The sequence below is a fragment of the Azospirillum aestuarii genome (genome assembly GCF_016632405.1).
Classification (GTDB): Bacteria; Pseudomonadota; Alphaproteobacteria; order Azospirillales; family Azospirillaceae; genus Azospirillum; species Azospirillum aestuarii.
In genome coordinates this window covers 1-12,817 of record NZ_JAEPIV010000057.1, presented here as the reverse complement: position 1 = coordinate 12,817, position 12,817 = coordinate 1, and the positions used below count along the sequence as shown (strand labels likewise).

Genomic DNA, 12,817 nt, shown 5'->3' with positions numbered 1-12,817 from the left:
ACTCAGCGGCTTAACCTCGCGCCCGCCACCCCCAGCTTCAGCTTCGGTGAATTATCCGGGCTAGGTTTTCCGTTCCACTGCTACTCGACACCCATGCACCTCGAGGAACGGCTGGCCGAGGGTGGAAAGGCGGCTCACGGAGCCGGAGCGGCGGACATCGTAGGACGCCGCCTCTGTGAAGAACGGGAATGTCAAGTCAGTCATGGGAAAAACCGGAATGTGGAGAGCGGGGTGCCGATCAGGCGCAGCGGCACTCGTAGGCCGCGCCGGCAGGATCGGACTGCACCGGAGGAGCGCCAGTAGTCCCTGCGGGCACGATGCTGATGATGCCCTCTGGGGTCGTGATCCGGTCGCCGGGCCGGGGCCTGACACCGTCCGGCAGGGTGGCGCCCAGGATGATGGCCCGCTTGTCGGTGGCGCGGACAATGCCCCCGGCGATGACGTGATCCGAGTAGCCGGTCACCAGGCCCTTGCATGGATGCGTGACCACGCGGGCGGCGAACTCGACGGAGCCGCCATTGACCGGGGCGGAGAGGAGGGGAGGGGCGAACTCCACACCGGCCAGCTTGCCGGCCGCCGTCGTGGTGCTGTTCGTCACCGTGTAGGTGGTCGCGGAGGCGCCGATCCGGAACGTGGCGCCGGTCGCCAAGTCGGGGATGGAAGCCGGCACGTCCTTCAGGTTGATGCTGGTCGCGCCCGTTGCGAACGAGCCGTCGATCCTGGCGCTCCCTCCATCCTGTTGCCGGTGGAGCGTCAGGTCGTAGGCGGCGCCAGCAGCGGGCAGGGCCTTGGCCGCGATCTGCGCGACCCGGCGGAGAAGGCGGGTGGTCATAGCGGCGGTCCCCTGAACAGAAGAAGGCGCGGCCCCGGTGAGGGGGCCGCGTTTGCAGACGGATCAGGTGCCGTTGCGTTCGATGTTCGGCTCCGCGGCGGACGCGATGCTGCTGGCGGTCTCGGAGAGACGCTGAGGCGGGCTTTCGCTGTCGCCTCCAGCATCCTGCTCCTCAGATGGCCCACCGTCAGAGGATGGCCCCGCCTGGGCCGCGAGGATCTCCGTCACGCGGGTGCGAAGCGTCTCCTCCTTTGTGGCCGGCCCCGGCTCCTTGCCAGTGGCCTTGGTGAGCCACGTCAGCAGATCCCGCTTCGTAGTATTCTCCAGGTCGATCGGCGGGAGCCCGCTCCCCTCGATGTTGCTGATTTCCTGAATGGCGGCCCCGCCGATGGGCAGACTGGCTTTCGACGGGGCGCCGACGATTTCGCCGTTCCGAACCATGAGGTCGTAACGGCGGCCCGGCTCGTTGTCGGGGACGGGTTCACCAATTTCGATGAACCCGTCACCCCAACGCAGCCGCTTTGATGCGACGTACGGCATTCCGGATTAGTCGCTCACCACGTCGGAGAAGAAGACGCCGACATCCGGGCAGACCAGCTTGATGTCGTAGGCGGCGCGTGCCTCGATGTAGTCGGAGTGATGGCGCTCCTCGCGGCCACGCTGGATCACCCCGCCCCAATCCGCCGTGGCGCCCGGCAGCAGGCCGGTCCAGGCGAAGGTGTAGCCGCCGGAGGGCTCCTCCATGGCCGGCTCCTTCGCGGCGTAAGACGGGTCCGTCCAAGATACGTGTAAAAATAGGTCACAAGGGCACTTCGAAGGGAAGAGGCATTGGATTGAGCGGCCCCGGTAGGTCGTTCATGTCGAGGATGTACTGGCCGAAGCGGCGGACATGCTCGCGCGTGTAGGGGCTGAGGCGGGCAACGAGGTCCGGGGTGACGGCGATGCCGTCCGCGGCCATGGAGGAGAGAACCGTGGTCAGGTCGGTGACGTTGGACAGCATGATCGTGTTGGCGACGAGGCTGGCGTATTTGAGCTGCTTGTCCTGCTCGACCGGATCACCGCTCTTGATCACCGGTCCGCCGAAGGACACCCAGTCGAGAAAGTCGTTGTAGGACTCGATCTTGGTCGTCTCGGCGTGGATGCTCCGGCGGATGTCCGCGTTGGAGATGAAGCGTAAAAGAAAGAGCGTGCGCTCGACCCGGCCCAGTTCGCGGAACGCCCGGGACAGGCGGTTCTTCCGGCTGTAGGTGCCGAGCTTGCGCAGCAGCATCGACGGCAGGACCCGGCCGGCCTGGATCGAGAGCGCCACCTGCATCATGTCCGGCCAATGCTTGGTGATCAGCGCCCAGTCGATCTCGCGGCTGAACAGAGCGTCGATGTGCTGATATCGGACGGCGTTGTCCGGGCGGTAGAAGGCGACGTCGGCCCAACTGCGCATGCGCGGCATCAGCGTGATGCCCAAAAGGCGGCACAGACCGAAGACAGGCTCGCTTTGCCCCTGGGTATCGGCATGGAGGATATCCGGCTGCAGGACCGATCGATTCTTCAAAAGGGCGTCGAGGATGTGGACCGCCTCCCAGACGCCGCAGGGAATGAAGGTGGTGAACAGCGCGATGTAGCTGTCGGCGATGTGGTGGTAGGCGATGCCGCCGTAGCCGCCATACCGGATGTGGCGGGAACCGAGCAGGTTGTTCTCGCGCAGCTTCACGTGCGTGCCGTCGGCGATCGCCGCCCGGCCGTCGCCCCAACAGCGCGGCAGGCCGAAGCGGGTGTATTGGCCGATCACGTCGGCCATCGCCGCCTCCAGCTTGTCGGCGTCGATGTGCTGGGCGTTGATCCGGCGCAGCGCCGGCGCGGTGGCGATGTCGGGCGCATGGCGGGCGGTCTGGACGGGACCGAGGTTGCAACCGTAGCCGAAGACGGCGAAGAGATAGCGCCGCACGGCATTGGCCAGCTTGGGGTCGGATCCGGACGGCGGGCCGAAGTGGCGGGTATAGCCGCTCCAGTGCTCGGTGTGCTTGAGAATGTCGAGCAGATGGCGTTCGGGCATGCGGGCGCGGATCTCCCGTTCGAAGTCCGCCAGGCCGTCCGGCTCGCGGGCCGCCCGCGGCTTTTTCAGGTGGGGCGTGCCGTCGGCGTCGAGCGACAGCTCGGTGTTGTCGGGGAAGCCGGCGTCCACATCGGCGGCGGTTTGGGTCAACTCGTCCTTCAGCCGGGCAACGAATGCCTCGGCGCTTTCCGGCATGTTCAGGAGACGGCAGTAGGCGGCCAGCCGTGGCGCGCACTCCGGCCAGGGCAGCAGCTGATCGCGGTAGTCGGCGAACGCCTCGGCACCGACGACGTACACATCCCCGGCCTGAAGAGCATCGGCCAGGTGAATGAAGACGCAGACCTCCAGGGCGCGCCGGTCGATGGCCGGACTCCCCGAACCGCGTTTGACGACGAAGCTGCGCCACCGCTGCGAGGCAAAGCCGAGGTCGAGGTCGTTCGGCAGGTCGTCGCGGCGCGACTGGCGGTGCTCCGCCACCATCGCCAACGCGTCCAACAGGCTGCGATCCTGGGTCGCGGACCGGATGTCCATCAGGTCGACCAGACGGAACAGCAAGCTGCGGGTGCGGGCATGGATGGGCCAGAGCAACGGCAGGTCGTTGTTGCCGTGCCAGGCGGTGACGGTCTCGCACTGCTCGGTGAGGCGGTCGATGCCGCCTTGCTCGGTCAGCAGGGTCCGGACGTGGTGTCCAAAGGCGGCGTCGGCTTTCTCGGTTTTCGCCGTGGCGAGCACGCGTCCGAAAAGGCCGATCAATCGCTCTTCGAGTTCGCGGTTCTCGTCCTGGAGAGCGGCAAGCCTCTCCTTGGCCGCCGCCTGGGTGCGCCGAACGCGGCGGATCAGCATCTCGATCAACTCGTCGCGGCAGCGGGTGCGGGCCTGGCGGATCAGGCTGAGCAGCAGGGTGTGCCGCTTGCCCCGCTGGCTCATGTCCAGAAGCTCACCGGGTTCCAGGGCGGCGGCTTCCGCCGCGAACTGGCGGAGCTTGGTGTGGGAAATCCCCTCCAGCAGCGCCCCGGGGTCGGGCAGACCGATCAGCCAGCCGAGGCGGTCAGTCCAAAGGGCGATGGTTTCCAAACGCGCCGGCCCGGGCGTCTGCTTGAGGCGGGTGAAGGGCGTAGTGGTTCCATCGGGAGGCACGGTCAGCAACGTGTCGAGCGCCGCCATGCTTTCCGCCGACAGCCGCGCCGCGACCCGCTCGTACATCCGCTCGTGAACCCGGCCGCGCAGGTGGTTGACCAGCCGGTCGAGGGTGCTGAACGCCGGCAAGTCGATCCGCGCGTCGCGCAGCGCCTCGATGGCCCGATTGATCAGGTCGGCGGGGTCGCTCATGGTTTCGGCCGCTGCGAGCACGGCGTTCGTGACCAGGACCTCTCCGGCATCGGGATAGGACGCGACCCCGAGATGGGCGCGAACCGCCGCCCGGTAGCGGTAAAGGGTGCTCTTCCCGGTGTCCTCGGGCAAGAGAGGCGGCGGAGCCGTCAAACCGAGCTGCCTGGCCAAATGCGTGACGATGCCGGCATCGACCTCCGCGAGCGCCGGAAAGACCCCGAGGTCAAGGCGTGTCTTCAGGATCGTCGCCAGCGTCAGGCGGCCTGCCTCGCCGCGGGCGGCGGCCCGAAGGAAGGCATGATCCGCCTCGCTCAAGTCATACCGGGTCTGCAGTTCCTCGCGCGTCAATCGCTCCCCTGGGCGCGGGTAAGCGGTGCGGTCCATGGCCGTCATCAGGGTGTCCGGAAAAGGGGACGCCGGAGGGGCGAAAAGGCGGTTAGAATTTCAAGGGGATAGGGAGTATCGATTCTCTGTCCGCAAAGGAATGCCTTGTTGGACAAAATCGTCATGCCCCCTGGCCGCCGCACCGCGCTGTACCTGCGCGTCTCGACCGCCGATCAGAAGCCGGACCTGCAATACGACGGGTTGCGCGGCTACGCCGAGCGGGCCGGTCTGGTCATCGTCGGCGACTACTGTGATGTCGCTGTGTCCGGCCGTCACGAAGGACGCCCGCAGCTGAACGCGCTGATGGCCGCTGCGCGAAAGCGTGAGCTCGACTGTGTGCTCGTCTGGAAGTTCGACCGCTTCGCCCGCAGCACGCGCCACCTGCTGATGGCGCTGGAGGAGTTCCGGCACCTCGGCGTGCGCTTCATCAGCGTCCAGGATCAGGTCGACACCGACAGCCCTGCGGGCCGGGCCATGTTCACCATCATCGGGGCCATGGCCGAACTGGAATCCGCGCTGATCAGCGAGCGCGTCACCGCCGGCATGAAGGCCGCCAAAGCCCGAGGCAAACACCTGGGGCGTCCGCCGATCCGCCGAGCGGTGGTCGCCGAGATCGAGGCGCTTGCCGCCTCAACCGACCTCAGCATCCGGCAGATCCACGAAAAAATCGGCGGCAAGGCCAGCCGAGGCGTCGTCGGAGAGATCACCAAACGCATCCGCTCGGAACGCCCAACCGCCTTGTGACCACTTTTTACACGTATCTTGCGCGTATCTTGGACCGACTCATAATCCGCCGATCCACCTGACGACCCCCAAACTTCTGCATGCTTTCCCTGAGTTTAGCTATCGGTTAGCCATGTCGCGAATCAGACGAGTCTGCCGGGTAAGGCAATCGGGGAGGGCGTAGCGATCAAGTACCGTTTGTCGGGCGGCATGGCCCAAGGGAGCGAAGGCGGCAGGATCAGTCAGCACATCCAACACCCGGTTGGCAATAGCCTCTGGGGCAAAGAAGTCGGCCAATAGGCCGTTCTCACCGTGCCGAATAATTTCGCGCACCGGTGCCGTGTCGGAGCCGACCACGACGCGGCCGAGCGCCATGACCTCCAGCATCGACCAGGACAGGACAAAGGGGTAGGTCAGATAGACATGAACCTGCGATACCCCAATCGCAGCCAGAAAGCGGTCATAGGGCAGGTGACCTAGGAAGATCACGCGCGTCAAGTCAACCGGCACCTCCTTGAGCATTGATTCGCGCCAATTGCCGCCGTCCCGGGGGCGAGCGCCGTAACTGGTTTCGTCTCCGCCGATGATCAGGATGGTGGCATCGGGCCGAGCATCGAGAATATGCGGGACGGCCCGCAGAAAGCTGGGAAAGCCGCGGTAGGGCTCCAGGTTGCGGGCGGCGTAGGTGATCACGGGGTCGCCGGGAACCAGCACGCGGCCGTCCGGCAAGGTGAAGCGCGCCATCGGGTCGGGACACAGGGCCGCGGTATCAACACCATCGTGGATGGTTTCGATCTTCGACTGCAACGCTTCAGGATGCGTGCTTCGCTGCCATTCGGTCGGAGCGATTCCGCGGTCGCAGGATTCCAGAGCCAGGAGGAGCGGGGTATTGCGCGTACGCAGGCTCAGTTTGGTATCAAGGCTGCATGGATAGATGGGATCAAAACCAAAATCCTGCCCCTGAGTGCGATAGTAAAATTCGCAGTAATTCAAATATGGAACGTCCGGTAGAACGTCTTTCACGAACAGCGTCTCGCCCCAACCGGGATGGCCGACGATGACGTCCGGAACGAAGCCTTCCTTGCTCATCGATAACAAGACGCGGGCAACGTCCTGTCCGTGCAGGACAGCGTTTTCGGCGGAGCGCAGATACGGATGGGTTTGCGGATTGCCCGTGCGCCGCAGCCCGTAGGTCAATCTCCGGACGCCTGGAATATCACGATCGGAGCGACGGGAAATGAAAACGACGCGATTGGACGGATCTGACGCGAGCGCGCGTGCCAAGTGCTTATATTGGCCAGGAAAATTCTGATGGATAAAGGTGATTTTCATGGGCTTTAAAAATCAAGGTGAATGACGGTCGGGAAGAGTTGCTTCCCGACCATATCAAATTCGGCTTACACGGCGTCGATGTAATTGCTGAGCCAGAAGACCGATCCATTCACATCGAGATACTCGATGTAACCAGCCCCGTAACCGCCGCCGCTGAAGAAGTCGTGAATCTGCACATATTCGGCGAGCGTGCCGTCCTTATGAATGACGAGGTTGTTGGCGCTGCCGCCGTAGTTCGCCGCAGACGTGATCGTGAGCTGGGAGATGTTGGTCACGCCATTGACGCGGACCGTGTCGTAGCTGCCCTGCGAGTCGTAGTAATAATCCTGCCCGTCCGTGCCGAAATTGAAGATGTAGAAATCGTTATCGGAACCGCCCTCGATCGTGTCGTTGCCGGCACCGCCCGTCAATACATCCTGGCCGAGTTCGATGTCGTAGTCACCGTAAATGTAATCGTCCCCGGCACCGCCATTTATGGTATCGGCATTTTCGCCACCGTAAATCGTGTCGTTCCCGGCTTCGCCATAGATGATGTCGTCGTTGTCCCATCCATCCAGAAAGTCGTTGCCGTTGCCACCGAAGATGGTGTCGTTCCCGAACCAACCGGTGATCTGGTCGTCTCCATCGTCTCCGGACAGCCGATCGTTGTCGGTGTAGCCGTAAATCGTATCGTTGCCCGCACCTCCATAAATCGTGTTCGGACCGCTGTACGGGCCGAGATTATTTGCGTATGCATCACCGTAATATGTCGCCATTATTATCTCCATTCAGTGGCGTTTCGTTCGACGCGCGAATGCTAATTCAATACATATATCATGAGTCAATAAGAAACAGTGCGAAGACCATAAAAAATATAGTGCATAACAACATATGCTTTATACGCTGATATGCGCTGAAGCTACGTATGTGTGCATTGTATTAATAAAAATAGGAAATCCAGCTTTACATGAATATTCGCAGACAAATAATTAGATTTCTAACTTTAATGATTAGATGCCTAAGGAATTGTGTTTTAATTTAGGGAACGGTGGAGTTTTAATGATATTTTTACTCATTCGCGGAAGATACTGGTGCCGTTTGGCAATCAGCGCCAAAATTCTCATTTTGATTGGGAGTGCGCCACAATGATCACCCAGACATCTCCGCTTAGTGCTTTGTCGTCCTCAGGATCTGTCCAGTGGAAGACGCAGAGTACGGCGTCAAGTGCCGGAGTCTTCCAAGCATCAGGCGCCGCAACGGACAGTGTATCGGTGAGCAAGCTCGGCCAGGCACTCTCCGGCGTTGCCGCGGATGCTTTCAATAACCTTGACTCGAAGGCACGTGGAGCGCTTGAGAACCTTGTGAGTTCCGGCCGCATCAGCGCCGAAGATGCCGTTCTCGGGCTGCGTGCGATGGCGACGAACGCCACCGCCACGCGCTATGGCCGCGAACGACCGCGCGATCAGGAGGATGCAGAACGTCTAACGGCTTCGGGGTCCATGCTGGACAAGCAAAGGGCGCTGAACGAACGGATGGGCGCCGCGCGCGAGGCGTTCGGCCAAGCCTTCGCCGGGTTGCAAAAGGCGCAGGAACGCGGCGAACTCTCCATGGAGCAGATGCAGGAGGGGTTGCGCCCGGCCCAGGAAAAGTTCGACGCCGAACTCGCCGCGATCAATGAGGAACGGGCGGCGATCAGTGGCTCATCGTCGCTGGAAGTGGGCTTTGCGAAGAACGTGAAGGGCTTCAACTCGGCCATGGCCTCTATGATTTCCGAAGACGGTTTCACCGAGGCCTTTTCGGAGAAGGGAAACGCGGCGGCGCAGAAGCTCCAGGAACTGGGCTTCAACAAGCAGGTCTACGGAAACGCTTTCGAGAACTTCGCGGCGACCGTCGATATTCCCGGTGTCGGACGGAAGGCCGGGGCCAAGGCTCCGGAAGATCCGCCGGCCGCCGCCACTCCTCCGGCCGCCCCGGAGGCTTCCACCACCGTCGCCGCGAGCAACACGGCTGCGGCGCCGGCGACGGCACAGGCGACCGCTTCGGCACAGGACACCGGGGCCGCCAAGCCCAAGGATGATCCCGGAAACGCCCAGGCGGCGCTCTCCATGCTGCAATCCGCCTTGGCATCCGGCACGCAGAAGACCGGAAACGCCGGCGTTCTGGGTTCCCTGTCCGGCGAGCATGCAGGCACCCGCGACGCTCTGAGCAGCGGTCTGCTTGAAGCTCTGAAGGCTGGGTCCGGCAAGGGCAAGACCGACGGAACGACGTCCGTCTGATGGTCGGCCGGTCATTGATGGAGGAGGGGCGCGCGTGAATCCGGCGGCTCCCTTCCTCGCGGGCGTTTTTGCGCGCTGCCGGCCTCCCCTGCTGTGGGTGGCCGGGTTCAGCCTGCTGATCAACCTGCTCATGCTGACCTCGTCGCTCTACATGATGCAGGTCTATGACCGCGTTCTGTCGTCGGGCAGCCTGCCGACGCTGCTGTTTCTGTCGCTCATCGCCGCCGGAGCGCTCGCTCTGCTGAGTGCGCTCGACTATGTGCGGTCGCGTGCGCTCAGCATACTGGGCGACTGGCTGGAACGCGGGCTCGGTCCGCCGATGCTGGAGCGCATGGTGGATGGCGCACTGACCGGCCAGGGACAGCGCGCCGAGATTCTGCGGGACCTCGGGACGGTGCGCGGGGTACTTGGCAACGGGATGACCTTTCTGTTCGACGCGCCGTGGGTGCCGGTCTACCTGGCGCTGATCTACGCGCTGCACCCGGTGCTGGGGCATGTTTCGGTTGTTTCCGCGCTGCTGCTGTTTGCTCTGGCCCTGATCAACGACCGCGCCACCCGCGCCAGCCTGGGCGAGGCTTCCAAAGCCGGCATCCGCGCGATGGCAACCGCCGAGGCCGCGATGCGCAACGCCGAAGCCGTGGATGCCATGCATCTGCTGCCCGGCCTGACCCGCCGGTGGGAGCGCGATCACAGTCATGCACTCGACCTGCAGGAGAACGCCCACCGACGCGGGGCGGCCCTGCTGAACACCACCAAGTATCTGCGCCAGATGGTGCAGGTGGCCATGCTCGGCGTCGGCGCGTGGCTCGTGGTGCGCCATGAGATGGGCGCCGGTTCCATGATGGCGGCATCACTGGTGGTCGGCCGGGCGCTCGCCCCGGTGGAACAGGCCATCGGCGGCTGGAGACAGATCGGCGCCGGTCGCGACGCCTTGCGCAGGCTGTCCGCCTTCTTCGAACGGCCGATGCGGCGTCCTGCCGGTCTGCCCCTGCCGGCGCCGACCGGGCTGTTGAGCGTGCAGAGCGTGGCTTTCCGCGTCGGCGGCCAGGGAAGGCCCGTGCTGAGCAATGTGTCCTTCGAAGCACGGCCTGGCGAGGCTCTGGCGATCATCGGCCCGTCGGCGGCGGGCAAATCGACGCTGGCCCGGTTGCTGGTGGGGCTTCATCCGCCGTTGGGCGGCGTGGTTCGACTGGACGGCGCCGATCTGTTCCAATGGCGGCGCGACGACGTTGGGCGACATATCGGCTATCTGCCACAGGATGTGGAGTTGTTCGCCGGCACGGTGGCGGAGAACATCGCCCGGCTGGGGCATTCCGATCCACAGGCGGTTGTGGAGGCGGCGCGGCTGGCCGATTGCCATGCGATGATCCTGCGTCTCCCCCAGGGCTACGACACCGAGGTCGGCGACGGTGGAACCTTTCTGTCCGGGGGCCAGCGTCAGCGGATCGCCCTGGCCCGCGCGCTCTACGGCGATCCGAGACTGGTGGTTTTGGACGAGCCCAACGCCAGCCTGGATGCCGAGGGCGAGCATGCCCTGAACCGCGCCATTGCCGCATTGAAGGAGCGGGGCGCCTGTGTGATCGTGATCGGCCACCGGCCCAGCACCCTGACCCAGGTCGATCGGATCGTCGCCTTGCGTAATGGCCGGGTGGAAGCGTCCGGCCCCCGTGCCGAGGTGCTGGAAGCGCTCAAGCGCCGGTCCCTGCAACCGGTTCCCGGCGGAGCCACCGGACCGGCGCGTGCCGCCCAAGCCAGCGCGGCGCACCCGCCCGCTTCCCAATCGCCCATGCTTCAGCCGGTGGAGTGACGATCCGGAATGACCAATCTTGCGCCGGCCAACGTTCCGCCATCAGGTGCTCTGCCGCCGCGGCCGCCGGTTGGGCGCTTCATCGCCGCCGGGCTGGCGCTCACCGCCGCCGGCTTCGGCGGCTTCGGCGCTTGGGCGGCACTCGTTCCGCTCGCCAGCGCCGCCGTGGCGCCGGGCATCATCACCGCCGACAGCAACCGCAAGTCCGTCCAGCATCTGGAGGGCGGCATCGTCGTGGAGATCCTGGTGCGCGACGGCGATCGGGTGGTCGCCGGGCAGCCGTTGATGCGGCTCGACGATTTGGAGACGCGTTCCACGGTGACCCTGCTGGAAGGCCAGCTCTGGGCGCTGCTGGCCCAGGAGGCGCGGCTGCTCGCGGAGCGCGACGGGGCCGCCGGCGTGACGCTTCCAGCGCTTCTGGCCGGAAAGGGAGCCGATTCAACGGTGGCCGAGATCATCGGCGGGCAGGAGCGGATCTTTGCCAGCCGTCGCGCCAGCCTGGACGGACGAACCATCGTTACTCGGCAGCGCATCGCTCAGTTGGAGGCACAGATCGCCGGTCTGGAGGCGCAACGCAAGGCCGGGGTGCAGCAGCTCGCCCTCATTCGGGAAGAAACCACGGCGGTGGCCGAAATGGTCGCCAAGGGGCTGGAGCGCAAGCCGCGTCTGCTCGCCCTGATGCGGCAGGCGGTGGAACTGGAGGGAATTCAGGGCGATCTCGCCAATCGCATCGCCCAGGCGCGGGAGGGAATTGCCCAGGCGGAGCTGGAGATTCTGGGAATGCACGCCGACCGCCGGAGCGAGGTCGCCATCGAACTGCGTGACGTGCAGACCCGCCGTGCGGAGGCGGAGGAAAAGCTGGCCGCCGCGACCATCCGCCAGGGGCGGCGCGACGTTTTGGCGCCGGAAGCCGGGGCTGTGATGAACCTACGCCATTTCGCATCGGGGGCTGTGGTTGCGCCCGGCGAGACGATCCTCGACCTCGTACCGCTCGACGACCGTTTGGTGATCGAGACCCGGGTGAGCCCGACCGACATCGACGTGGTGCATGCCGGATTGCCGGCCAAGGTGGTGTTGAGCGCGTTCAAAAGCCGCACCATGCCGCAGGTCGACGGCACGGTTTTGCGCGTGTCGGCTGATGCGGTGACCGACGAGCGCACCGGGCAGCCTTATTATCAAGCTCGTGTGGCGGTGGACACGACGCAGCTTGCGGCGCTGAAGGACGTGCATCTTCTGCCGGGCATGCCCGCGGAAACGCTGATTGTCACCGGCGAAAGGACGCTGTTGCGCTATCTGGCGCAGCCGGTCGCGGACAGTTTCCGGAAGGCCTTCCGCGAAGAGTGACAAGCGAAGCGATGAGGCCGTCGCAATTCTGGGGGCCTTCACGCCGCGTGGTAAAGGCGCAGTCCGATCGTTGATCATGGTCCGCACCGCTCTTGCCGCACATCGCCCCTTTCAGACCCATATGCCGCATCAGGCGGGCCACCTTGCAGCGCGCTACTCCGATATTGGATCGAGCTGGCCGGAGAGGCCATGCGCAAGCGAAACGCTCTCGCCCCGACGACGGCTTAACCCGGTCGCCGCGCTTCTGCGACCCACACGTCAACCAACTGAGGGCACTCGCGCGTAGACGTAGAAGGCGCCTTCGCGCCAGAATTACCGCGCGCATTCACCGTAACACGGCCCCCTTCCCTTCGAAGTGCCCTTGTGACCACTTTCTACACGTATCTTGAACGGACCCGTAAGACAGCAGCATGCACTTGCTGTCCACGATGAAGGTCAGGTTGTCGGTGGCCCCCTCCTTCGCGGTGTTGTAGATCGCCGAGGGCGTCAGGATGCGCTCCACCTCGAACAGCTCGGCCAGGAGCGCATCGGTGATGATGCCCTTCTGGGTGTACTGGATCTTGCCGATGATGTCGGGGTGCTGCTTCAGCACGCGCTTGGTCGCCCTGCCCAGCGTCAGGGTGTTCGGTTCGTAGCCGGTCTGCTCGGCCACCCGGTCCTTGTACTTCGAGATGACGCCGATGGGGTCGGAGCCGGACTGACACTGTTGGCGAATTCCACGGTGTGCCGTCACGGTACGAGAGCGGCGGCTGTTGAAGCGA

11 protein-coding genes and 1 pseudogene are annotated in these 12,817 nt (G+C 64.5%); 4 read left to right on the top strand and 8 right to left on the bottom strand.

The genetic code is table 11. The features are described 5' to 3' along the window. Window positions 1-238: 238 nt before the first annotated feature. From JJL56_RS31805 to JJL56_RS31790, 4 genes are all read right to left on the bottom strand, one after another. The gene (locus JJL56_RS31805) at window positions 239-832 is read right to left on the bottom strand and encodes a hypothetical protein (protein ID WP_200487786.1); all 594 of its coding nucleotides are present in this window, start codon (window positions 830-832) and stop codon (window positions 239-241) included. 63 nt (window positions 833-895) lie between these two features. Further along, complete coding sequence (locus JJL56_RS31800; protein ID WP_200487785.1) at window positions 896-1,372, bottom strand: hypothetical protein; 477 nt, start codon at window positions 1,370-1,372, stop codon at window positions 896-898. A 6-nt stretch (window positions 1,373-1,378) separates the two neighbouring features. Then, the gene (locus tag JJL56_RS31795) at window positions 1,379-1,576 is read right to left on the bottom strand and encodes a hypothetical protein (protein WP_200487784.1); all 198 of its coding nucleotides are present in this window, start codon (window positions 1,574-1,576) and stop codon (window positions 1,379-1,381) included. A gap of 55 nt (window positions 1,577-1,631) precedes the next feature. Then, the gene (locus JJL56_RS31790) at window positions 1,632-4,604 is read right to left on the bottom strand and encodes a Tn3 family transposase (protein WP_200487783.1); all 2,973 of its coding nucleotides are present in this window, start codon (window positions 4,602-4,604) and stop codon (window positions 1,632-1,634) included. 99 nt (window positions 4,605-4,703) lie between these two features. On the opposite strand from JJL56_RS31790, the gene JJL56_RS31785 reads away from it, so the two are divergent. Then, a complete protein-coding gene (locus JJL56_RS31785) occupies window positions 4,704-5,339 on the top strand; it encodes a recombinase family protein (protein WP_200487782.1) in 636 nt (211 codons plus the stop codon). A gap of 99 nt (window positions 5,340-5,438) precedes the next feature. On the opposite strand, the gene JJL56_RS31780 is transcribed toward JJL56_RS31785, so the two are convergent. Together JJL56_RS31780 and JJL56_RS31775 are read right to left on the bottom strand one after the other, a co-directional pair. After that, window positions 5,439-6,650, bottom strand: a complete 1,212-nt coding sequence (locus JJL56_RS31780) for a glycosyltransferase family 4 protein (RefSeq protein WP_200487781.1) — start codon at window positions 6,648-6,650, stop codon at window positions 5,439-5,441. A 65-nt stretch (window positions 6,651-6,715) separates the two neighbouring features. Beyond that, window positions 6,716-7,405, bottom strand: a complete 690-nt coding sequence (locus JJL56_RS31775) for a calcium-binding protein (RefSeq protein ID WP_200487780.1) — start codon at window positions 7,403-7,405, stop codon at window positions 6,716-6,718. A gap of 495 nt (window positions 7,406-7,900) precedes the next feature. On the opposite strand from JJL56_RS31775, the gene JJL56_RS31770 reads away from it, so the two are divergent. Genes JJL56_RS31770 through JJL56_RS31760 form a run of 3 tightly spaced genes read left to right on the top strand, consistent with a single transcriptional unit; the run spans window position 7,901 to window position 12,056 of the window. Next, window positions 7,901-8,905 (top strand): hypothetical protein, encoded by a 1,005-nt coding sequence (locus JJL56_RS31770; RefSeq protein WP_200487779.1) that lies wholly within the window; start codon window positions 7,901-7,903, stop codon window positions 8,903-8,905. Window positions 8,906-8,939: 34 nt separating this feature from the next. Continuing rightward, a complete protein-coding gene (locus JJL56_RS31765) occupies window positions 8,940-10,712 on the top strand; it encodes a type I secretion system permease/ATPase (RefSeq protein WP_200487778.1) in 1,773 nt (590 codons plus the stop codon). A gap of 9 nt (window positions 10,713-10,721) precedes the next feature. Further along, window positions 10,722-12,056: an HlyD family type I secretion periplasmic adaptor subunit gene (locus JJL56_RS31760; RefSeq protein WP_200487777.1), complete on the top strand. Its 1,335-nt coding sequence runs from the start codon at window positions 10,722-10,724 to the stop codon at window positions 12,054-12,056. Window positions 12,057-12,104: 48 nt separating this feature from the next. On the opposite strand, the pseudogene JJL56_RS34165 reads toward JJL56_RS31760, so the two are convergent. Beyond that, window positions 12,105-12,228: pseudogene (locus JJL56_RS34165) on the bottom strand (IS3 family transposase); the annotation flags it as partial. Between the two features lie 153 nt (window positions 12,229-12,381). Then, window positions 12,382-12,817: major capsid protein (locus JJL56_RS31755; RefSeq protein ID WP_211112026.1), on the bottom strand; the 436-nt coding region annotated here is incomplete at its 5' end.

Coding starts and splice junctions, on each gene's coding strand:
- JJL56_RS31775 (WP_200487780.1), bottom strand. CDS start 7,405: ATGGCGACATATTACGGTGATGCATACGCAAATAATCTCGGCCCGTAC.
- JJL56_RS31760 (WP_200487777.1), top strand. CDS start 10,722: ATGACCAATCTTGCGCCGGCCAACGTTCCGCCATCAGGTGCTCTGCCG.
- JJL56_RS31795 (WP_200487784.1), bottom strand. CDS start 1,576: ATGGAGGAGCCCTCCGGCGGCTACACCTTCGCCTGGACCGGCCTGCTG.
- JJL56_RS31790 (WP_200487783.1), bottom strand. CDS start 4,604: ATGACGGCCATGGACCGCACCGCTTACCCGCGCCCAGGGGAGCGATTG.
- JJL56_RS31800 (WP_200487785.1), bottom strand. CDS start 1,372: ATGCCGTACGTCGCATCAAAGCGGCTGCGTTGGGGTGACGGGTTCATC.
- JJL56_RS31805 (WP_200487786.1), bottom strand. CDS start 832: ATGACCACCCGCCTTCTCCGCCGGGTCGCGCAGATCGCGGCCAAGGCC.
- JJL56_RS31780 (WP_200487781.1), bottom strand. CDS start 6,650: ATGAAAATCACCTTTATCCATCAGAATTTTCCTGGCCAATATAAGCAC.